This window comes from Lysobacter korlensis, assembly GCF_042434515.1.
The window spans coordinates 145,949-166,667 of the sequence record NZ_JBHLTG010000002.1 but is presented as its reverse complement, the minus strand read 5'-3'; the positions used below and the strand labels follow the sequence as shown (position 1 = coordinate 166,667).

Below are 20,719 nucleotides of genomic sequence, written 5' to 3'. Positions count from 1 at the left end.
TCCTTCGCTGAGCAGCCCCGTTGCTGGGAGCCCTCATCCGAGATTCCTCGCGTCAGCCGAACGTTTGCTGAAAGCGGGGCGTATTCTCAGAGGCAGTTCACAGCCAGCCGCGGCGTTTGAACGCGACGAAGAGGCCGACCCCCATCGCGACCATCAGCCCGAGCGCGAACGGGTAGCCCAGCGGCCAGTCGAGTTCCGGCATGACCTCGAAGTTCATGCCGTACACCGTGCCGACGAGCGTCGGTGCGAACAGGATCGCTGCCCACGCGGAGATCTTCTTCACCTCGTCGTTCTGCTTCAGGCTCGACTCGGAGAGGCGGCGCATCTCGTCGTTCTGAGCCTGCGCCACCACGGTGGCGTGCAGGCTCAGCGCGTTCTGAAGCAGGATCCGGAAGGCGTCTGCCCGCTCCACCACCCGCTGCACGTGGTCGGCCACGTCGCGGAGGTTCCGCTGGAGCTCGACGTCGACCGCGTACTTCTGGAAGCCGGCCTCCAGCCCCGCGACCACGTCGACGAGCGGCCGCGTGGCGCGCTGGAACTCGATCACCTCGCGCAGCAGCTCGTAGATCCGCCGGGAGACGGCCGGATCCCCGCCGAAGAGCTGATCCTCGATCTCGTCGATGTCGTTCTGCAGGCCGTTCACCACCGGCACGTACTCGTCCACCACCTGGTCGATCACCGCATAGAGGATCGACTCCGTGCCGAGGGCGAGCAGCGCCGGGTGCTGCTCCAGGCGCTTGCGCACCCGGCCGAGGTCGGGCGACTCGGCGTGCCGGATCGTCACGGCGAAGTTCCGGCCGACGAAGAGGTGCACCTCGCCGAACTCCACCTCCTCCGGCGCGTCGAGGTAGCGGGCTGGACGCAGCACCACGAACAGGGTGTCGCCGTACCGCTCGAGCTTCGGCCGCTGATGGCCGTGCAGCGCGTCCTCCACCGCGAGATGGTGCAGCTCGAACTCCTCTGCGACGGCGCGGATCTCGTCGGGTGTGGGCCGGTACAGCCCGATCCACGCCAGGCCGCCGCGTTCGTGCAGCGCCTCGAACGTCTCCTCGAGACTGTGCTGCGTCGCGCCGCGCACGCCCGCGACGTAGATGGCGTTGTCGACGATCGGCATCGCGGTCCTCCTTCTGCGCACGGCCTGGACCGGCCTTGCCACGATAGCGGCGGGAAACCTTCGGGCGACGTGCCGACGGACCGAAATAAACCCGTGTCCGGTGCGGTTGGGGTTCGCGAGTCGACAAGGATGGAACGCATGACCGACACCGCCACCGCCAAGGCCCAGCCCACGACGCCCGAGGCGCAGCTCGCGCTCTTCCGGTCCCGACGCGAGGAGGCGGTGGTGCAGCCGAGTGGCAGCCTCGCGCTCGTCAACACCCAGTGGATCGACTCCGAGCAGCCCGTCTGGGGCGTCCCCGGCCTGTGGGCGCCGCTGCCCGACGGCGAATCCGGCCTGCAGGTGACCGCGACCGCCGACGATGGCATCGTCGTGGATGGGCAGTTGGTCGACGGGACCGCCGTGGTGCGCGGCAAGGACGCCGAGTCGCCCAGCACGATCGTGTTCAGCGAAACCGTCAGCGGCTTCGTCATCGCGGGGGAGGAGGGCGGCTACGCGCTGCGGGTCTGGGATGCGAACTCCGAGGCCATCCAGAATTTCGGGGGCATCGACGCCTTCGACTACAACCCGGACTGGGTGATCACCGGCAGCTTCGTCGAGAACCCAGCGGGCACGACCGTCGGCTTCGAGCATCTCAAGGACAACGGCGCGACCCGCGAGAAGGTCGTCCCCGGCCTCATCGACTTCGAGAAGGACGGCCAGTCGTATTCGCTCGCCGCGTTCAAGGCCGGCCGGGCGCTGCAGCTGGTCTTCGCCGACGCGACCAACGGCGACTCGACTTACAGCGTCGGCCGGTTCCTGTTCGTGGCTCCGAACCCGGACGGCAGCATCACCCTCGACTTCAACCGCGCGATCCTGCCGCCCTGCGCGTTCAGCTACAGCTTCAACTGCCCGCTCCCTCCGAAGCAGAACCGCTTCCCGGTGCCCATCGAGGCGGGCGAGAAGAACGTGCTGGCGAAGGACGGCTCGCTGCTGCACTGAGCGCACCCGTGCACATCGTGCTCGAGGCCGCCGGGGACGGCGGCGTGCGGGCGACCGGGCTCGACGAGTCCGACGAGCCGCGCTTCACCGAGGAATTCCCCCGCGGCCGGCTTCCGGAGTGGGTCGCCGCGCACGCGGACGGGCCACGCTGGGTGTGGGACGACACCGCCCGCTGGTATCCCCGGCTGCTGGATGCCGGCGTCCGGGTCGAGCGCTGCACCGACCTGCGCCTGTGCCATGCCGTGCTGCGGCGTGCACTGGCGACGGCGCGCTCGCGTCTGGCGACCGCCGAGCCGAACGGGTGGGACCGGCTGGAGACGCAGGGCCCGGACGACGGCGGCCTGTTCCGCATCGGCGACGAGACCGCGCAGCTCGACGCGGTCGCCGAATTCCGGCTGCAGCGCGAGGCCGTCGCGCAGGCGGACGGGGGCAGGCTCGGGCTCCTGCTCGCCGCGGAGTCCGCTGGGGCGCTGATCGCGGCCGAGCTGACCTTCGCCGGCGTGCCGTGGCGGGCGGACGTGCACGATCGCATCCTCACCGGAATGCTGGGGCCGCGCCCTGCTCCGGGCATGCGCCCTGCACGCCTCGCCGAGCTGCTCGGGGAGCTGCGCGAGCGTTTCGGCTCGCCGGACCTGAACCCGGACTCGCCTCCGGAGCTTCTCCGCGGCCTCCGTCGCGCCGGGATCTCCGTCTCGTCGACCCGGTCATGGGAGCTGAAGCGGGTGGAGCACCCGGGCATTCCGGCGCTGCTGGAGTACAAGAAGCTCTCGCGGCTCGCCAGCGCCAACGGCTGGCAGTGGCTGGACTCCTGGGTGCGCGACGGCCGGTTCACGCCGGTCTACGTGCCCGGCGGTGTGGTGACCGGCCGCTGGGCGTCGAACGGCGGCGGTGCGCTGCAGCTGCCCGCGCAGGTGCGTGACGCGGTGCGCGCCGACGACGGCTGGAAGCTGATCGTCGCCGACGCGGCGCAGCTCGAGCCGCGCGTGCTTGCCGGGCTCTCCGGCGACCTCGCCATGGCGCGCGCCGCCCAGGGGGCCGACCTCTACTCGGGCATGGTGGAGTCCGGCGCCGTGCAGACCCGCGAACAGGCGAAGTACGGGATGCTCGGCGCGATGTACGGCGGAACCCGCGGCGAGAGCGGCCGGATGGTGCCGAGGCTCGGGAAGGCGTATCCCCGCGCGCTCGGGCTGGTCGAGGCGGCGGCGCGGGCGGGGGAGCGTGGCGAGTCCGTCTCGTCGCTGCTCGGGCGAAGCTCCCCGCGGCCGGGCACGACCTGGCCGGCGCTGGGCGACGTCGACGACCAGGCGGAGGCAGACGAGCGCGAGCGCCGGGCGCGGAGCGACAACCGCGCCTGGGGACGGTTCACCCGCAACTTCGTGGTGCAGTCCACTGCAGCGGAGTGGGCGCTGTGCTGGATGGCGGCGCTGCGGAACCGGCTCTGGACGCTCGGGTCCGGGACGCTCCGCGAGCGGCCGCACCTGGCCTTCTTCCTGCACGATGAGGTGCTGGTGCACTCCCCGGCCGGGCTGGCGGACGAGGTGGCCGAGCACGTGCGCCAGACCGCCGCGGAGGCCGGCAGGCTGCTCTTCGGCGCCTTCCCGATCGAGTTCCCGGTGACGGTGAGCGTGGTGGACAGCTACGCGGACGCCAAGTAGCCGCTGCCGCAGGGCCGCTCCCCTTCGCCAGGCTCGGGACGAGCGACACGCTCAGGGACGAGCGACACGCTCAGGGACGAGCGAAACGCTCAGCGACCCAGCGGGGTCAGCGCGGCTCCTCAGCCTGTCGAAGGCCGCGGCCGCGGCGCGGGCGGTCGGCGCGCGGCGCCCATGGCTGCACTCGGGGCAGCGCATCGAGCCACCGGTGCGCCGCCTTGGCGAGCTCGTCCTGCGCCCGCCGTGCCGCCAGCCGGTGCGGCTCCGTCGGCGCAGCACCTGCGGGCTTCCGCCAGACGGTGCGGTACGCGGCGATCAGCCCGGCGACGTCCGCGCCCGGGACCGACTGCGCCAGCAGCACGTGATCGACCATCGCCGCGAAGTCCGGCCCGCGCGGTGTCGCGAGCGCGTTCGCGGCCGCCCCGTGTCCCGCATCGGTGAGCGCATAAAGCGGAAGTCCGTCGTGGGTCGTGCCCGCCGGGCGCAGCAGCTCGTCCCGTGCCAGGCGGTCCAGTGTCGAGTACACCTGCCCCGGGTTCAGCGCCGCGCTGCGCCGGGTGCGCTCCACCACCTCCGCGTGGAGCTGGTAGCCGTAGGCCGGTCCGAGGGTGAGCACGACGAGCAGGGAATCGCGAAGCGACATGTCCCGAATGTATACGGCGTATGCACCCGGATCCGGGAGGCGAATCACAGCCTTGTGATTTCCCGCCGTTGCCGGAATAATGCTCCTGAGCACCGCAGTATCCGTTCACCAGGTCGATGGGGAAGTCGCACCTAACCGAACGGAGAACAGCAGTGGTCAACACGATTGCGCGCGGAGTGCTCTATGTGCACTCCGCACCCCGCGCGTTGTGCCCCCACGTGGAGTGGGCGGCAGGACGCGCCCTCAACCGTGCCGTGAACTTCCAGTGGGCGCCTCAGCCCGTGCTGAAGGGCGCACAGCGCACGGAGTTCTATTGGGAGGGCGAGCGGGGAACCGGAGCGCGCCTGGCGTCCGCCCTGCGCGGCTGGGAGCATCTGCGCTTCGAAGTGACCGAGGATGCCGGCCTCGGCACCGACGGGGGCCGCTGGCTGCACACTCCGGATCTCGGCATCTTCTACGCCCAGACCGACACCGCCGGCAACCTCGTCATCCCCGAGGACCGAGTGCGCTACGCGATGGAGATCGCCGGCTCGAACGCGCTGGAGCTCCATCGCGAGCTGCGACTCGCCCTCGGGCAGGCCTGGGACGACGAGCTCGAGGTCTTCCGTCACGCGAGCGACGAGAACCCGGTCGTCTGGCTCCACAAGGTCGGTTGACGCCCACCCCCAACTTCGAGTCGCGGTCTTCGGACGCGACTCGGCGGCGTTTCGCGTCCGAAGACCGCGACTCGCGGGTGTGCTTCTACTCGTAGGAGCGGAAGGCCGCCACGGCGTTGTGGCCGCCGAATCCGAACGAGTTGCTGATCGCCAGCAGCGGGCCGTCGCCGAGGGGCCGGGGGCTCGTCACCACGTCGAGCGGGATCTCCGGGTCCTGGTTGTCGAGGTTGATCGTCGGCGGCGCGGTGCGCTCGGCGAGGGCCAGCACCGTGAACACCGCTTCCAAGGCGCCCGTGCCGCCCAGCAGGTGGCCGGTTGCCGCCTTCGTCGCCGAAACCGCGATGCCGTCCAGCGCGTCGCCGAAGATCCGCAGCATCGCCTTGTACTCGGCGATGTCGCCCACCGGTGTGCTCGTCGCGTGGGCGTTGACGTGCGTGACGTCTTCCGGCTTCGCACCCGCCTGCTCCAGGGCCGCGCGCATGGCGCGGGCGGCCGCGGAGCCCTCGGGGTCCGGGGCGGTGATGTGGTACGAGTCGCTGGTGACCGCGCCACCGGCGAGCTCCGCATAGATCCGGGCGCCCCGGGCGAGGGCATGCTCCTCCGTCTCGAGGACCAGCGCCGCCGCACCCTCGCTCAGCACGAATCCGTCGCGGTCGACGTCGTACGGACGGGACGCGCGGGCCGGGTCGTCGTTCCGGCGGGAGAGCGCCTGCATCGACGCGAACGCGGCGATCGGCAGCGCATGCGTGACGGCCTCCGTCCCGCCGGCGATCACGACGTCGGCCAGCCCCGCCTGGAGGTGGTCATAGGCGTTCGCGACCGACTCGGTGCTGGAGGCGCAGGCGGAGACCACGGTGCGGGCGCCGCCGCGGGCGGAGAGCGCCATGCTGACGGCGGCCGCCGCGGCGTTCGGCATGATCATGGGGATCGTCATGGGGAGGACCCGGCGTGGGCCCTTCTCGCGGAGGGTGTCCCAGGCGTCGAGCAGGGTCCACAGCCCGCCGATTCCGGTCGCGAAGTCGACGAGGATTCGAACCGGGTCGGTCTCCGGCGATCCGGCGTCCGCCCACGCCTCGCGGGCGGCGATGAGCGCGAACTGGCTGGACGGGTCGAGGCGCTTCACCTCGACGCGCTCGAGCACGTCGGCTGCCGGGACGCGGGCCTGGCCGGCGAAGGTGACGGGAAGCTCATGCTGGGCGACCCAGTCGTGCTCCAGCGTGGAGATGCCGGACTCCCCGGCGAGCAGGGCCTTCCAGCTGTCCGGTGCGGTGCCGCCGAGCGGACTCGTTGCGCCGATTCCGGTGACGACGATCTTCTTGCGTTCCATGGTTCCCTGCCCTCTGCTGCTGCTCCGCGGCTCGGCTTTCTCGGGCCGAGCCGCGGGGCCGGGACTAGCCCTGTGCGTTGACGATGAAGTGAACGGCGTCGCCGACGGTCTTCAGGTTCTTCACCTCGTCGTCGGGGATCTTGACGTCGAACTTCTCCTCGGCGTTCACCACGATGGTCATCATCGAGATGGAGTCGATGTCCAGGTCGTCGGTGAAGGACTTGTCCATCTCGACCGTGTCGGTCGCGATGCCCGTCTCATCGTTGATGAGTTCGGCGAGACCTGCCAGTACTTCCTCGGTGGACAGTGCCATTCTTCTTCTTCTCCTCGGTGGGGGTGGGGTCGTGAACAAAGGGGTGGGTTGGGAACCGCGTTCCAGCTTAGGGGAGGCGGACTACCTGGGCCCCGAAGACGAGCCCCGCTCCGAAGCCGATCTGCAGGGCGAGACCACCGCTGAGCTCGGGCTGCTCCTCCAGCAGGCGGTGGGTGGCGAGGGGGATCGACGCGGCCGAGGTGTTGCCTGTGGTGGCGATGTCCCGCGCGATCGCCACGGCGGGAGGCAGGCCCAGCTGCTTCGCGAACTCGTCGATGATGCGCATGTTCGCCTGGTGCGGGATGAACGCCGCGAGCTGGTCGGCCGTCACGCCGGCCTGCTCGAGTGCGAGCTTCGCCGCCTTCGCCATCTCCCACACGGCCCAGCGGAAGACGGTCTGCCCCTCCTGGCGGAGGGTGGGCCACTCGACGCTGCCGGCGCCGTCGCGGTAGGCCTCGAGCGTGGAGTCCATGCCCACGGCATCCCACTTGCTGCCGTCGGAACCCCACACCGTCTTCGAGATGCCCGGGGTGTCGCTCGGGCCGACGACGGCGGCGCCCGCCCCGTCGCCGAGCAGGAAGGAGATGGTGCGATCAGTGGATTTCGCGAAGTTGCTGAGCTTCTCAGCGCCGACGACCAGCACGTAGTCGGCGAGTCCGGCCCGGATGAAGGCGTCCGCCTGCGCGATGCCGTAGGTGTAGCCGGCGCAGGCGGCGGAGATGTCGTACGCGGGGGCGGGCGTCGCGCCGATGCGGTCGGTGAGGAGCGCCGCCATCGACGGCGTCTGCACCGTGTTGCTCACCGTGGCCACGAGCACGGCGCCGAGCTGCTCCGGGCGGATCCCCGCCCGCTCCAGCGCCTCCCGCGACGCCGTCTCCGCAAGATCGACCGCCTGGACGTCTTTGCCGGCGCGGGTGCGGGTGATCACGCCGGTGCGCTGCCGGATCCACTCGTCGGAGGAGTCGATCGGCCCGACGATGTCCTCGTTCGGTACGACGAGCTCACCGCGCGCGGCGCCGACCGCCAGGATTCGGCTGTGCTGGCTGCCGACCGGCTGCGTGAGGCCCGGAGCCTTGGCGATGGCGGTCTGGTCGACCTCGGTCTCGGCCGCTGGAGTGGATGTCACGCGTTGTCCTCGATCAGCTTCAGGGCGGCGGGGAGGTCGTCGGGCGTCTTCACCGCAACGGCCGGCACGCCCTTGAGCGCACGCTTCGCGAGCCCCACCAGGGCGCCGGCGGGCGCCAGCTCGATGATGCCGGTGACACCCTCGCTCGCGAACGACTCCATGCAGCGATCCCAGCGCACCGGCGATGACACCTGGCCGACGAGCAGCTCGAGGAACTGCGCGCCGTCGGCCACCGCGGATCCGTCCCGGTTCGTCCAAAGCTCGATCCTCGGGTTCGCGACGGTGAGACCCGACGCGACCTCGCGCAGCCGCTCGACTGCGGGTTCCATGTACCGGGTGTGGAATGCGCCGGCCACCTGCAGCGGGATCACCCGGGCCCCCGCGGGCGGCGCCGCCTTCAGTCTGTCGAGCGCCTCGAGCTCCCCGGCGACGACGATCTGCCCGCCGCCGTTGAAGTTGGCGGGGGACAGGCCGAGCGCGTCGAGGGTCGGGAGCAGCTCCTCCTCGTCTGCGCCGAGGACCGCGCTCATGCCGGTGCGGACGGCCGAGGCGGCCGCAGCCATCGCCTTGCCCCGCTCCCGCACCAGCACCATCGCGTCGTGCTCGGTGAGCACCCTGGCGCCGACGGCCGCGGTGATCTCGCCGACGGAATGCCCGGCTATTCCGGCGACGTCGACATGCCCGTCGTGCTCCCGGTCGCCCTCGAGGATGGCTCCGAGGGTGAGCAGTCCCGCGGCCACGATGAGCGGTTGGGCGACGCTGGTGTCGCGGATGGTGTCCGCGTCGGACTCGGTGCCATGCGCGACGAGGTCGAGCTGAGCGGCGTCCGACAGCCGTTCGAGGTGCGAGCGGAAGCGTGGCTCGGCCACCCAGGGCCCGAGGAAGCCGGGGGTCTGCGACCCCTGCCCCGGGGCGACGATCACAATCACGTTCCTAGTCTCCCTGTCCGTACGTGGCGGGCTGTGTGCATCCCGCCAAAGATATCTCCCGCATCGTTGTGGATCGCCACAGTCAGCGGCGGATCCGCGGAGTATCGGGCTCCGCGATAGAACCGAGGATGAGCGCCGTCTGCAGGATCAGCGCCTCCCGGGAGCCGGTGGCGTCCCAGCCGATCACCTCGCTGATCCGCTTCAGGCGGTACCGGACGGTGTTCGGGTGCACGAACATCTCCCGTGCGGTCGCCTCGAGCGAGCGGCCGTTGTCGAGGTAGCACCAGAGGGTCGAGAGCAGCTCCGTCGAGTGAGCCTGAAGCGGCCGGTAGATGCGGCTCACCAGGGTGGACCGGGCAAGCGGATCGCCGGCCAGCGCCCGCTCGGGGAGGAGGTCGTCGGCGAGGGCCGGCCGCGGGGCGTTCCGCCAAGAGCGCGCCACGGCGAACCCGGCCAGGGCCGCCTTCGCGCTCTTCGCCGCATCCACGAGGCTCGGAACCTCATGCCCGAGCACCAGGTGGCCGGGGCCGAAGCTCGGCTCCAGGCGGGTCGCGATCTCGAGGAAGGGCAGCACCGGCTCCTCCCGCTCCTCGCCGGGCGGTGTCGACCGGCCGAGGACGAGCACCAGGCGGTTGCCCTGCACGCCGATGAGCACGTCGGCGTCCAGGTGCCGGGCGGTGCGGCGGATCTGGTCGACGTCGAGCATCCGGGGCGACGTGCCGACCAGGACGCTGACCTCGCCGTGCCCGTTCCAGCCGAGCGCCGCGATGCGGCTCGGCAGCTCGTTGTCGTACTCGCCGGAGAGGATCGAGTCGACCACGAGGGCCTCTAGCCGGGCATCCCAGAGGCCGCGCTGCTCGGCGGCGCGCGCGTACACGTCCGCCGCGGCGAATGCGATCTCACGCGAGTACAGCAGGATCGCCTCGCGCAGGTCGTCGTCGCTGTCCTTGACCCGCTCTTCGACGACTTCGACGGTCACCCGGATGAGCTGCAGCGTCTGCTGCAGGGTCACCGAGCGGAGCAGCTCCCGCGGGGCGGCGCCGAAGACGTCTGCGGCGATCCAGGGCGTCGATTTCGGGTCGTCGAACCAGGAGATGAACGAGCTGATGCCGGCTTGGGCGACGAGCCCGACGGCGCTGCGCCGGCCCGGCGGCATGTCGCCGTACCAGGGCAGCGTCTCGTCGAGTCGCCGGATCGTCGCGGTGGCGAGCTCACCGGCGATGGCACGGAGCCATGCGAGGGTCTGCTCCTTCGTCTTCCTCACCCGTGCGGTCAGCTTTCGCCGCCCGCCGAGCCCGTGGTACCCGCCGTCACGTCGTGCAGGCGGTAGCGCTCGATCGCCTGGGCCGGCACGCTCGGGTCCATCTGCCCGCGCTGCACCAGCTGCTCCAGCGCACGCACGGCGATCGACGGCCCGTCGATCTTGAAGTAGCGGCGCGCGGCGGGGCGGGTGTCGGAGAACCCGAAGCCGTCCGCGCCGAGCGTCGCGAAGTCGCCGGGCACGAAGGGACGGATCTGGTCCGGGACGGCGTGCATGAAGTCCGTGACCCCGAGGAACGGCCCCTCCGTCTCCGACAATTTGCGAGTGACGTACGGCACCGCGCGCTCGTCGTTCGGGTTCAGGAAGTTCCGCTGCTCGACGGCGAGGCCGTCGCGCCGCAGCTCGTTCCAGCTGGTGACGCTCCAGACGTCCGCCCGGACGTTCCAGTCGTTCGCCAGCAGCTCCTGCGCCTCGAGCGCCCACGGCACGGCGACGCCGGAGGCGAGCAGCTGCACGCGGGAGCGGTTGTCCCCCTCGCCGGTCGGAGCATCCTTCAGCTTGTAGATGCCCCGCAGCAGCCCGTCGACGTCGAGCTGCTCCGGCTCCGCGGGCTGCACCATCGGCTCGTTGTAGACGGTCAGGTAGTACATGACGTTCGGGTCGGGGTGCGAGCCGCCGTACATGCGCTCGATGCCGTCCCGCATGATGTGGCCGAGCTCGTAGCCGTAGGCCGGGTCGTAGGTCACGACCGCGGGGTTCGTCTGCGCCAGGATCGGGGAGTGGCCGTCCCCGTGCTGGAGGCCCTCGCCGGTGAGCGTGGTGCGCCCTGCGGTGGCGCCGATGATGAACCCGCGGGTCATCTGGTCGCCCGCCGCCCAGAACGCGTCACCGGTGCGCTGGAATCCGAACATCGAGTAGAAGACGTACACGGGCAGCAGCGGCTCGCCGTGCGTCGAGTAGGACGTTCCTGCCGCGGTGAACGCGGCGGTCGCGCCGGCCTCGTTGATGCCGACGTGCAGGATCTGGCCCTGCACGCTCTCCTTGTAGGCCAGCAGCAGCTCGCGGTCGACGCTCGTGTAGTGCTGCCCATGGGGGTTGTAGATCTTCGCACTCGGGAAGTACGCGTCCATGCCGAAGGTGCGCGCCTCATCCGGGATGATCGGCACGATGCGGTGGCCGAAGCCCTTTGCGCGGAGCAGATCCTTCAGCAGGCGCGCGAACGCCATGGTGGTGGCGACCTCCTGCTTGCCGGAGCCCTTCTTCACGATGTCGTAGGTGGTCGGCTCGGGCAGGTCGATCTGCGTGTACTTGGAGCGGCGCTCCGGCACGAAGCCGCCGAGCTCCCGCCGGCGCTCCCGCAGGTACTGGATCGCCTCGTCATCCTCGCCCGGGTGGTAGTAGGGGGGCAGGTAGGGGTTCTCCTCGAGCTGCGCGTCGGAGATGGGGATTCGCATCTCGTCGCGGAACTGCTTCAGGTTGTCGAGGGTGAGCTTCTTCATCTGGTGGGTCGCGTTGCGGCCCTCGAAGGACGGTCCCAAGCCGTAGCCCTTGACCGTCTTCGCCAGGATCACCGTCGGCTGGCCCGTGTGCTCGGTGGCCGCCTTGAACGCCGCGTACACCTTGCGGTAGTCGTGGCCGCCGCGCTTGAGGTTCCAGATCTGCTCGTCGGAGTAGTCCTTCACGAGCTCGAGCGCACGCGGGTCCCTGGCGAAGAAGTTGTCCCGCACGAAGGCTCCGGATTCGGCCTTGTAGGTCTGGTAGTCGCCATCCGGGGTGGCGTTCATCAGGTTCACGAGGGCGCCCTCGGTGTCGCGGGCGAGCAGGTCGTCCCATTCCCGGCCCCAGACGACCTTGATGACGTTCCAGCCCGCGCCGCGGAAGAAGCTCTCCAGCTCCTGGATGATCTTCCCGTTGCCGCGGACGGGGCCGTCGAGGCGCTGCAGGTTGCAGTTGATGACGAAGTTGAGGTTGTCGAGACCGTCGTTCGCGGCCAGCTGCAGCGCGCCGCGGCTCTCGACCTCATCCATCTCGCCGTCGCCGAGGAACGCCCAGACCTGCGATTCGGAGACATCCTTGATGCCCCGGTTGGTGAGGTACTTGTTGGACTGCGCCTGGTAGATGGCATTGATGGGACCGAGCCCCATCGACACCGTCGGGAACTGCCAGAAGTCCGGCATGAGCCGCGGGTGCGGGTAGGAGCTGAGGCCTCCGCCGTCGTGCGAGTGCTCCTGCCGGAAGCCGTCGAGCTTGTCGGTGCCGATGCGCCCCTCGAGGAACGCGCGGGCGTACATGCCGGGGGAGGCGTGGCCCTGGTAGAAGATCTGGTCGCCGCCGGTGGGGGAGTCCTGGCCGCGGAAGAACCAGTTGTGGCCCACCTCATAGAGTGCGGCGGACGAGGCGTAGGTGGAGATGTGACCGCCCACCGCGATGCCGGGGCGCTGCGCCCGGTGCACCGTGATGGCGGCGTTCCAGCGGATCCAGGCGCGGTAGCGGCGCTCGATCTCCTCGTTGCCCGGGAACTGCGGCTCGTTCTCCGGCGCGATGGTGTTGATGTAGTCCGTCGTGGGCACCATCGGCACGCCGAGCTGGAGCTCCTTCGAGCGCTTCAGCAGGCTCAGCATGATCTCGCGAGCGCGACCCCTGCCCTGAGCCTCCACCAGCGCATCGAGCGATTCCTGCCACTCGGCAGTCTCTTCAGGGTCCGGGTCGGCCTTGGTCACCGAGTAGGGGTCCTGATCGTTCACCGTCACCGTCGACCTCTTCCTGGTTGGTTCGATCTCGAGGAATCTCGGGGTGGTCGGGTCGCGATGCACCGCCGATCTTTCGCGCATCCGAGTCTAGTCATCGGCGCAGGACGTCCCTTGAGCACCCGGACGGGCGCCTGCATAGGATGGCGCTTCGCCCCGCCAGGACCGGCGGGGATGCAGGAGGAGCTCAGCATGCACCCGCCGATCGGCACCCGGGCGCCCGACTTCGACTTGTCCAGCCAGTACGGCGAGACGATCCAGCTTTCCGGGTATCGCGGCCGGGCCGTGGCGCTCGTCTTCTTCCCGCTCGCCTTCTCCGGGGCCTGCACCACCGAGCTCCGCGAGCTGCGAGACAACCTCGGCCTCTTCGCGGTGGCCGGAGTGGAGCTCGTCGGGATATCCGTCGACTCGAAGGCCTCGCTTCGCGCCTGGGGCGAGCAGGAGCGCTTCGGGGTCCGCTTGCTCGCGGACTTCTGGCCGCACGGCGCTGTCGCGCGCCGGTACGGCGTGTTCCTCGAGGACCGCGGGTACGCGGCCCGCGGAACCTTCCTGATCGACGGCTCCGGGATCGTCCGCGACAGCTTCGTATTCCCGCCCGGCGAAGGCCGGCCGCTGAGCCGCTACCGGGCCGCGCTGGACGGTCTTCGGTAACCGCCTGGGTGCCGGCTGGGGGACACGCCGGTGCGGTTGCCGTGTTCGCTGACCCGGCGTAGCGTGTGCCTTCTGCTCCCGGAGCCCTGCGGTTCGGACCCGCTGACCGGCCGCTGGAGCCGACCAACCGACAACGGCAAACCCGGTGCGAGCCGGGGACGCAACGCCACGGGACCCACGCGGTTCGCCGGGCTACCGAAGTGAGAGCAAGTTCCTTGACCGACGTACGCGAACGAATCGTCTCCTCTGCGTACCCGCTGTTCGTCAACCGCGGCATCCGGGATGTGAGCGTCGGCGAGATCGAGCGCGTGGCACGTGTCTCGCATGCCGACTTCGAGCGCGAGTTCCCCACCCGCGATGACCTCGCGGCCGAGTGCCTCGAGCGCCGGGAGCGCGAGTGGACATTCGGTGTCGTCGAGGCCGGAGCCCGCGCGCGCGGCACGACGCCGGAGGAGCGCCTGCTCGCGATCTTCGATGTGTTCGACGAATGGTTCCGGCGCGACGACTACGAGGCGTGCACATTCATCAACGTGCTGCTCGAGATGGGCCGCGAGCACCCGCTCGGCCGGGCGAGCGCCGAGTACCTCGTGCACATCCGCCGTATCGTCGGCACGCTGGCGACGGAGGCGGGGCTCCGCGACCCGGACGAGCTGGCACTCTCGTGGCACATCCTGATGAAGGGCTCGATCATCAACGCCGTGGAGGGTGACGCCAAGGCGGCCCTCCGGGCGAAGGAGATGGCCCGGGACCTCATCGCCCGCCACCGGCTCGTGACGGCCCCTCAGCCGGCGTCGCCCCAGCTCGGCGCGATCCGCCGCTGGTGGGACGACCTCACCGCGTCGACACGGGTGCTGGTCGTCGTGAACGGTGTCGTGATCACCGGCATCGGCGCGCTCGGGCTCGTGCTCCCCATGGTGCCCTAGGCGCGGTCGTCACAGCCGTTCCAGGGTCACCGGTCGCCCGAACCGTCGAAGAACCGGTCGAGCACCCGCTGGAAGGTCTCCGCGTCGGTGCCCGCCTCCGCGAACAGCGTCATCGACGACCGGAGCTTCACCGCGTCGACGGGTCCGAAGATCGCGTCGGCGCTCCCGCCATCCGAGCTCGCCACGATCTCGGCGCACTCGAGCAACCGCGGCCCGAGCACTGGATGCGCCAGATATGCGCGCGCCTCGTCGAGCGACGCGATTCCGTACCGCACAGCCATCGAGCTGGATCCGAGGCCGCGCAGCTGCGGGAACACGAACCACATCCAGTGACTCTGCTTGCGACCGCGACGAAGCTCCTGAACCGCGTTCTCGTACACGCCGCCCTGGTCTTGCGCCTCGACGAAGCGGCGCAAGTCGTGCGGATCCGGGATGTCTGCCATGTCGCCTCCAGCGGCACGATAGCGCGCGGAGCCGTCGGTACGATGAAGGTCCGGGCTCTTAGCTCAGTTGGTTAGAGCGCCACGCTTACACCGTGGATGTCGGGGGTTCGAGTCCCTCAGGGCCCACCGGAGGATGCCCGGCCCGGAGTTTGTCGCGAGGAGTGCCGGCGGCGACCCACCGGCTACAAGCGGCTCTTGTGCGCGCTGAACGCCATGACGAGGGCGACGATCCACAGGATCACCGTCCAGCCGCCCAGCAGGTTGATCCAGAAGATCGTCCAGTGGTTCGACTTCCCGCGCAGTGCGGCGACCGCCCAAGGCAGCATGTAGCCCGCGGTGAGAAGCGCCACGACGACGGCAACGAACGCGCTCACGGGGCGATCGCGCTGATCGGTCAGGTAGGTCACGCTTCTAGCGTACGGGGGTGCCCTGGCGACGCTCGCGCAGCGGCGACGAGATCCGCTTCATGCTCGCCGGCCCACTCACTCTCGGCGAGGAACTGGAGTGTTTCGAAGCCGACGATGCGCCGCTCCCGGTCGTCGGACAGCGTCAGGTTCAACGCCCACTCGGCACGCTTCCAGGACGGCGCGCCGAACCCGGTTCCGCGATCACCGCCGTTCCAGCGCCGCCCCCTCCCTCCGCGTCGCGCGACGGCGCGCGGCGAGAAAGGCAGAGCGCGGCCGCGAGGGGGACCACGAGCCAGAGGATGGCGACCGGATCGGTCTGCGACACGAATTCGGGATCCGCCAGGGAGAACGCGAACACCGTCAGCGTGAACACCGCCGCGGTGGTCGCGCCAAGCACGTTCCCGCTCTGCGCCCACCGGTCGGCGGCGACCGGACGGCGGAAGACCAGGAGCGCGAGAACCGCCCCGACCGCCGCGACGACCGGCGCCAGCTCGAGCTCCAACGCTGCCGGAAGCAGGACCAGCGCGTGCACCGCGACGAAGGGCAGCACGAGCAGCCGGATCAGCGCCGGTATCGGAATGGCGGATCCCGGCCTCAGCGTCTTGATCACGAGCAGCGCGGCCACGATCAGGACGCTCGCCGCCAGCACCATCGTCGCCGGAGCGAACCAGCGCTCGAGAAGCGGTGACGAGAGGGAGGGGTCCCACGGTTCCGAGATCGCGAGCGGCAGGAGGTGGACGACCGCCACGAGCGAGACCATGCGCCCCATCGAATGGCGGCAGGCCGGCAGCACGACGAAGACGAGCGCCCCGGCGACGGCAGGGAGCACCACCGGTGTGCCGAGCACCGCGAGAACGCCGTCGATGGTGCCGAAGCCGCCGGGGAAGACGAGGTCGACGAGCACCACGAGTCCTCCCCACACGGATGCGACGCTCACCCCGAGGGAGACGGCGGTGATCAAAACGAGGAAGACGCTGATCCGGCCTCGCGGCCGGACCGGCGCCGCCTCCGAGCGGACGACCACCGCCACCAGGACGCCGGCCACGAGGAGCGCGTGCGGCCACGTCTCCGGCCCCGCCCAGCGCCAGATCATGGCGTCCCCCGCGAAGAATCCGGACAGCCACACGAACCGGACGGCATAGAGCAGTGCAACCACGCCGAGCACGACCCAGGCGACCCGGAGGGAGCCGTCGCGCCGCCCGCGCAGCGTCGTCACGCGATCGGACCGGGACTCCGCCGCCCGGACCAGCCCGTACAGGGCAAGTGCGAGCGTGAGTCCGCTGCCCATCAGGGTGAGGCTCAGCCACAGCAGGTCCCGATCGGTGCTCCCGACGGCCACCGCGTGCGCGGCGGCCAGTATCCACGGCAGCCCCGCGCAGACGCCGGCCGCCATCACCCATGCGGCCTGCCGGGTCTGCTGCCGAGGGGGCAGCACCGCAGCGATGGCGGAGGTGGCGGAGGCCCCGGCCGACACGAGGCAGATCGCGGCGAGGAGGAGGCCGTTACGGTTGCCGGCCATCCAGAGCGCGGGCATCGCGACGGCCAGGACGGGGATCGCCGCGAGGACCAGCCGCGACCCCCGGACCCGGTGCGGTCCTGGGGTCGCGCGAACGAGGGCTGCCGCGAGGGCCAGCGCTGAGAGCGCGCCACAGGCAGAGAATGCGACGATCCGCACCCACTGCGGCGCAACCGAGCCCAGCCCGGCTGCCGAGACGGCGGCCCGCCAGGCTGGGACGATCACGACCAGGGCCAGAGCGAGCGACACCGCGAGCCCGACGATCACGATCACCCGGAGCGGCGGTGCCACGCCGCGCAGTCGGAGCCTCCCCGTGTCCCGCGGACGCACGGGTGCCGTGGGCTCGTCGGCCTCCGGCGACGACGCCGTCGTGCCCTGCTCCGTCGTGCTCACACCGCCGCAACCGTCCCGTGCAGCACCGGCCGATCCGGGCCGAGCGGGCGCGAGCTCGGCGTGGAACCGGGCGTCCCAGCCCAGGTCGGCGCCGACCGCCGCGTGATGGGGTGCTCTTGCATCGTCGCTCCACTCAGGCTGCGAGGAATCGCGTTCCCCTGTCTAGTCGGCGTGGCGTCGACGGGCAAGGGAAGGGCCCGCCCCGCACACAGGGGGTCCACGTTCTGGGGGAGGCGGAACTCTCGACGGCGGCCGACCTCGTGCCGACAGTCCTCGTCATGGACAGGCCATTGCCGCGCCCCTCGCGCACCTTCCGGATGCTGGCCGGCGCGCTGCTCACCGGGGTCCTCGTCACCGGGTTCGCGGTCCCCGCCGCTCCCGCCGCTGCCGCGCCCACCACCATCGTCGCCTTCGGCAGCACCGGCTGGTCCTACTACCGGGGCTCGGCTGAGCCGCCGAAGAGCTGGCGTACCGCGACCGTCCCCTGGAAGCGTGGGAAGGCGCCGCTCGGGTTCGGCACCGGCACCGGTGCCCTCGGCACGAAGCTGCCCAACTCGTTCAAGACGAAGCCGCTGGCGACCTTCTTCCAGCGCACCTTCACCCTGAAGAGCGTGCCGGCCGGCGGCGTCACGCTCACCACGTGGGCCGACGACGGCGTCATCGTCTATGTCAACGGCACCGAGGTGCTTCGGCGCAACCTCCCCGGCGGCCCCATCACCACCAAGAGCTATGCGGTCACGGCGCCGCAGACGGCGAAGGCGAAGGCGTCGCCCGGGAAGGCGACCATCCCCGCGTCCGTCCTCCGCGCCGGCAGGAATGTGATCGCTGCGCAGGTGCAGTCCAACTGGCGGGCCACGCACAACGTCACCTTCGACGCGCGGCTCGTCGCGGCTCCGCTCCCGCCGAAGCCCCCGGTGGTGGAGCAGCCGACCGCACCGCCCGCCGCGCCCGACCCGGCTCCCGTGCCGGCTCCGGATGCTCCGCAGCAGCTCCCGCCCTCCGCCGCAGCGTGGGGTGAGCCGACGTGGCGCGACGAGTTCGACTACGTCGACCCCGGCACCGGCCGGCCCGCGATCGACCCCGCCAAGTGGAACGTGCGCGGCCGCAGCGACCTCGGGCTCCTGTTCGACGCGGCGGTGCCGGACCGGGGCCAGGTCTCCGTCGACGCCGCGGGCATCGCGCACATCCGGGGAGACTGGCTCGACACTCCGACCATCCGGACGGCCGGCGCAGGCCCGACCGAGCTGTGGCACACGACCGGCTATCTGGATCAGCGCTCCCTGAAGTCAGGCGACGTCTCCCGCGGTCAGCGCTGGGGGCGCTGGGAGATCCGGGCGAAGGTGCCGACGGGACCGAAGACGTATGGTGCGCTGGCGGCCTTCTGGCTGCGGAACTCGCAGCTCGGCGAGATCGACATCCTGGAGGCGTGGGGCTACAACGAGCACGCCGCCCCGGGCGGTCAGCGCATCGACACGTCCACGACCACTGTGCACACCAACACGCTGAACGTGAACAACGAGAAGTACATCTGGCACCACGCCGACTCCGGCGCGCCGACGCCGGTCTGGGACGACTTCCACACGTATGCGTTCGAACTTCTGCCCGACTACGCGGCGATCTACGTCGATGACGTGCGGGTGGCGCGCGTGACGCCGCTGACCCACCCGAACCTCTGGAATGAGGCCTACTTCGGCTCTCCGCTGCATATGCGCCTCAACCTGCACGTCGGACCCTCGTCGAAGTACTGGGGTCTGCCGGATCCGGCACACCGCGACTGGACTCAGCCGCTGGACTTCCAGGTGGATCACGTGCGCACCTGGGAGCGCCACGGCTAGCGACGTACGCTGTCTTCGTGGATGTCGGGAAGCCGGATCCTGATGCCGGCGCCGCGATCGATGTGACCGTCCCGCCGAGCGGAACCGGCTGCGTCGAGTGCGAGGCAGCGGGCGGCTGGTGGCTGCACCTTCGCCGCTGCGCCGCCTGCGGGCACATCGGCTGCTGCGAGACGTCGCCGTCCCAGCACGCCCGCGCGCATGCCGCCCAGACGGGACACCCGATCGTCCGCTCCTACGAGCCGGGAGAGAGCTGGTTCTGGGACTACCGGGAGGGCCGGTACGTCTTCGGGCGTGAGCTCGCGCCGCCGCTCAGTCGTCCCCGAAGTCAGCCGTCGCCGGGCCCAGCTGGGCGCGTCCCGCCGGACTGGCGCGACCACCTGCATCCGTTACCGAACGCCGAACGCTAGCCGAACGTTGTCTGAACCGGCTGGCCGCGCGGGTGCATTGTCTGACAGACATAAGGTGTGTCAATCCCCCCTCAGCTGACGTACGGTGGTTCTACTCTCAAAGCAGAGAGAAGGCCGATGATGACCAGCACCGTGCACCCACCTGCGAACCCGCGGCTCGAGGTGGTGGCCCTCAGTGACCACGAGTGGCGCGTGTGCGACCGGGTGCTCGACAAGGCGGATCCCCGCCGCGTGCTCGGCTACATCGAGCGCAGCGGCGAGGGATTCGAAGTGCTGGCGCTGCTCCCGGCGCCGACTCCCTGCGGCAGGTTCGCGGGCTGGAATGCCGCACTCTCCGTCATCAGCGCGCTGGCGCTGCGCGACGGGCTCGTCGCGCCTGGTTTCGCAGGCGGTGCCGCCGGCTGAGCGGGGGACCGCCGCCGGCGCCCGTCAGGAGCGGCGCCAGAGCCGTGCGGTTGCGACCACCGCGACGAGCAGCCCCGCCGCCGTGAGCACGCCTCCCTCGCCGACGAACCACCCCGCGGTACCGGCCGGATCGGTCGCGGGTTCCGCGATCCAGTAGAGGACCGCGTTGAGGGTCGCGTGCATCACGAGCACGGGCCAGATGCTCCGCGTGCGCAACCGGAGCCAGACCATCGGGAAGGCGAGCACGACACACTGCAGCACGAACATCGCGACAGCCCACGGGACCGGGAGGCCGGCCGGGACCGCTCCGTTCACGAACAGCATCATCGGCACGTGGAAGGCGGCCCAGGACAGTCCGACCAGCACCGCCGTGGAGTCGGCACCGCGGCTCTCGCCCAGCCGGGCGGTGAGCAGGGAGCTCCAGCCGAGCTGTTCCGTTAGCGCCAGCAGAAGGTACGGGACGAGGCCGGGGATGAGCCCGAGCAGCAGCACCACCAGGAACGGCATGCCGCTCGAATCCGCGAGCGCCGCCGGCCGGAACCCCGCGAGGCCGGTGAGCCAGGCCGTGCCGTAGGCGAGGCCGAGCCCGAGCACCGGAAGCAGCCACGCGGTGCCGATCGCGCCCCAGCCGACACGGCGGAACCCCCAGTCGGGAGCGCGCCTGCCGACGGCCCAGGCGGCCAGGGTGGCGAGCGCAGGCGCGAGCGCCTGGCCGTAGAGGGCGAGCTGGGCGGGCAGCGGCGCCTTGTCGAGGTGCTCGAGATGCACGCCGTGCGCGACCGCGACCGCGACCGAAGGCAGCACCAGTCCGGCAAGCACCGCCCAGAAGGCGACGAGCTGCCGGCGCGTCGCCGGATGCCGGCCTCCGGGGGTTGGGGGCGTGGAATGGACGGGGGATGAGGTGGTGGTTGTCATGCACCGATGTCACCGCAGCGGCGGGTCCGGAAGCATGAGTCCAGGGTCCTGACCCGCTCCCGGTTTCCGGCATGG

General features: G+C 70.7%; 21 protein-coding genes, 1 tRNA gene and 1 riboswitch. Of the genes, 9 read left to right on the top strand and 13 right to left on the bottom strand.

From position 1 onward, the window contains the following. Positions 1-97: 97 nt before the first annotated feature. On the bottom strand, positions 98-1,114 hold the full coding sequence (locus tag ACFFGH_RS09945; protein WP_386667768.1) for a magnesium and cobalt transport protein CorA: 1,017 nt from the start codon (positions 1,112-1,114) through the stop codon (positions 98-100). A gap of 138 nt (positions 1,115-1,252) precedes the next feature. Between ACFFGH_RS09945 and ACFFGH_RS09940 the strand changes: the two genes are divergently transcribed. After that, entirely contained in the window at positions 1,253-2,095 is an 843-nt protein-coding gene (locus ACFFGH_RS09940; protein ID WP_386667766.1) for a DUF1684 domain-containing protein, read from the top strand. A gap of 8 nt (positions 2,096-2,103) precedes the next feature. Then, positions 2,104-3,750 carry a bifunctional 3'-5' exonuclease/DNA polymerase gene (locus ACFFGH_RS09935; protein ID WP_386667764.1) on the top strand — a complete coding sequence of 549 codons (1,647 nt, stop codon included), beginning with the start codon at positions 2,104-2,106 and terminating at the stop codon, positions 3,748-3,750. A 106-nt stretch (positions 3,751-3,856) separates the two neighbouring features. Here the strand turns inward: ACFFGH_RS09935 and ACFFGH_RS09930 are convergent, their stop codons facing one another. Further along, positions 3,857-4,390: a PadR family transcriptional regulator gene (locus tag ACFFGH_RS09930; protein ID WP_386667762.1), complete on the bottom strand. Its 534-nt coding sequence runs from the start codon at positions 4,388-4,390 to the stop codon at positions 3,857-3,859. Positions 4,391-4,542: 152 nt separating this feature from the next. Between ACFFGH_RS09930 and ACFFGH_RS09925 the strand changes: the two genes are divergently transcribed. Further along, positions 4,543-5,046 (top strand): DUF3145 domain-containing protein, encoded by a 504-nt coding sequence (locus ACFFGH_RS09925; RefSeq protein ID WP_386667760.1) that lies wholly within the window; start codon positions 4,543-4,545, stop codon positions 5,044-5,046. Between the two features lie 85 nt (positions 5,047-5,131). Here ACFFGH_RS09925 and ACFFGH_RS09920 read toward each other — a convergent pair whose 3' ends face one another. The 6 genes from ACFFGH_RS09920 to aceE form a co-directional block, all read right to left on the bottom strand. Continuing rightward, complete coding sequence (locus ACFFGH_RS09920) at positions 5,132-6,373, bottom strand: beta-ketoacyl-[acyl-carrier-protein] synthase family protein (protein WP_386667759.1); 1,242 nt, start codon at positions 6,371-6,373, stop codon at positions 5,132-5,134. 64 nt (positions 6,374-6,437) lie between these two features. Further along, positions 6,438-6,686: an acyl carrier protein gene (locus tag ACFFGH_RS09915; protein WP_386667757.1), complete on the bottom strand. Its 249-nt coding sequence runs from the start codon at positions 6,684-6,686 to the stop codon at positions 6,438-6,440. A gap of 67 nt (positions 6,687-6,753) precedes the next feature. Then, positions 6,754-7,812, bottom strand: a complete 1,059-nt coding sequence (locus ACFFGH_RS09910; protein WP_386667755.1) for a beta-ketoacyl-ACP synthase III — start codon at positions 7,810-7,812, stop codon at positions 6,754-6,756. Next, positions 7,809-8,741 carry an ACP S-malonyltransferase gene (locus tag ACFFGH_RS09905; RefSeq protein ID WP_386667753.1) on the bottom strand — a complete coding sequence of 311 codons (933 nt, stop codon included), beginning with the start codon at positions 8,739-8,741 and terminating at the stop codon, positions 7,809-7,811. Before ACFFGH_RS09905 ends, ACFFGH_RS09910 begins: the two co-directional genes overlap by 4 nt. Positions 8,742-8,823: 82 nt before the next feature. After that, positions 8,824-10,005 (bottom strand): PucR family transcriptional regulator, encoded by a 1,182-nt coding sequence (locus tag ACFFGH_RS09900; protein WP_386667751.1) that lies wholly within the window; start codon positions 10,003-10,005, stop codon positions 8,824-8,826. Between the two features lie 8 nt (positions 10,006-10,013). Beyond that, positions 10,014-12,746 (bottom strand): pyruvate dehydrogenase (acetyl-transferring), homodimeric type, encoded by a 2,733-nt coding sequence (gene aceE, locus ACFFGH_RS09895; protein WP_446686151.1) that lies wholly within the window; start codon positions 12,744-12,746, stop codon positions 10,014-10,016. Between the two features lie 195 nt (positions 12,747-12,941). Between aceE and ACFFGH_RS09890 the strand changes: the two genes are divergently transcribed. Then, the gene (locus tag ACFFGH_RS09890) at positions 12,942-13,400 is read left to right on the top strand and encodes a peroxiredoxin (protein WP_386667747.1); all 459 of its coding nucleotides are present in this window, start codon (positions 12,942-12,944) and stop codon (positions 13,398-13,400) included. A gap of 125 nt (positions 13,401-13,525) precedes the next feature. After that, positions 13,526-13,600, top strand: a riboswitch (cyclic di-GMP riboswitch). A 15-nt stretch (positions 13,601-13,615) separates the two neighbouring features. Beyond that, positions 13,616-14,323, top strand: coding sequence for a TetR/AcrR family transcriptional regulator (locus ACFFGH_RS09885; RefSeq protein WP_386667746.1), 708 nt, complete (start codon positions 13,616-13,618; stop codon positions 14,321-14,323). A 26-nt stretch (positions 14,324-14,349) separates the two neighbouring features. Here the strand turns inward: ACFFGH_RS09885 and ACFFGH_RS09880 are convergent, their stop codons facing one another. Next, complete coding sequence (locus tag ACFFGH_RS09880; RefSeq protein WP_386667744.1) at positions 14,350-14,766, bottom strand: DUF1810 domain-containing protein; 417 nt, start codon at positions 14,764-14,766, stop codon at positions 14,350-14,352. A gap of 52 nt (positions 14,767-14,818) precedes the next feature. On the opposite strand from ACFFGH_RS09880, the gene ACFFGH_RS09875 reads away from it, so the two are divergent. Further along, a tRNA-Val gene (locus ACFFGH_RS09875) sits at positions 14,819-14,892 on the top strand. 56 nt (positions 14,893-14,948) lie between these two features. On the opposite strand, the gene ACFFGH_RS09870 is transcribed toward ACFFGH_RS09875, so the two are convergent. From ACFFGH_RS09870 to ACFFGH_RS09860, 3 genes are read right to left on the bottom strand one after another with little or no spacing between them, the layout of a single operon-like run. Continuing rightward, complete coding sequence (locus tag ACFFGH_RS09870; protein WP_386667742.1) at positions 14,949-15,173, bottom strand: superinfection immunity protein; 225 nt, start codon at positions 15,171-15,173, stop codon at positions 14,949-14,951. Next, positions 15,170-15,325: a hypothetical protein gene (locus ACFFGH_RS09865; protein WP_386667741.1), complete on the bottom strand. Its 156-nt coding sequence runs from the start codon at positions 15,323-15,325 to the stop codon at positions 15,170-15,172. Before ACFFGH_RS09865 ends, ACFFGH_RS09870 begins: the two co-directional genes overlap by 4 nt. Further along, on the bottom strand, positions 15,322-17,082 hold the full coding sequence (locus ACFFGH_RS09860) for a hypothetical protein (RefSeq protein WP_386667739.1): 1,761 nt from the start codon (positions 17,080-17,082) through the stop codon (positions 15,322-15,324). The genes ACFFGH_RS09865 and ACFFGH_RS09860 overlap by 4 nt, the downstream gene beginning before the upstream one ends. 278 nt (positions 17,083-17,360) lie before the next feature. Here ACFFGH_RS09860 and ACFFGH_RS09855 point away from each other — a divergent pair, with 278 nt between their 5' ends. The 3 genes from ACFFGH_RS09855 (at position 17,361) to ACFFGH_RS09845 (ending at position 19,729) form a co-directional block, all read left to right on the top strand. After that, entirely contained in the window at positions 17,361-18,917 is a 1,557-nt protein-coding gene (locus tag ACFFGH_RS09855; protein WP_386667737.1) for a glycoside hydrolase family 16 protein, read from the top strand. A gap of 17 nt (positions 18,918-18,934) precedes the next feature. Further along, the gene (locus ACFFGH_RS09850) at positions 18,935-19,324 is read left to right on the top strand and encodes a UBP-type zinc finger domain-containing protein (protein ID WP_386667735.1); all 390 of its coding nucleotides are present in this window, start codon (positions 18,935-18,937) and stop codon (positions 19,322-19,324) included. A gap of 120 nt (positions 19,325-19,444) precedes the next feature. Beyond that, positions 19,445-19,729, top strand: a complete 285-nt coding sequence (locus tag ACFFGH_RS09845; protein ID WP_386667733.1) for a hypothetical protein — start codon at positions 19,445-19,447, stop codon at positions 19,727-19,729. A 24-nt stretch (positions 19,730-19,753) separates the two neighbouring features. Here ACFFGH_RS09845 and ACFFGH_RS09840 read toward each other — a convergent pair whose 3' ends face one another. Next, positions 19,754-20,644, bottom strand: coding sequence for a CPBP family intramembrane glutamic endopeptidase (locus ACFFGH_RS09840; protein WP_386667731.1), 891 nt, complete (start codon positions 20,642-20,644; stop codon positions 19,754-19,756). Between the last annotated feature and the right edge of the window lie 75 nt (positions 20,645-20,719).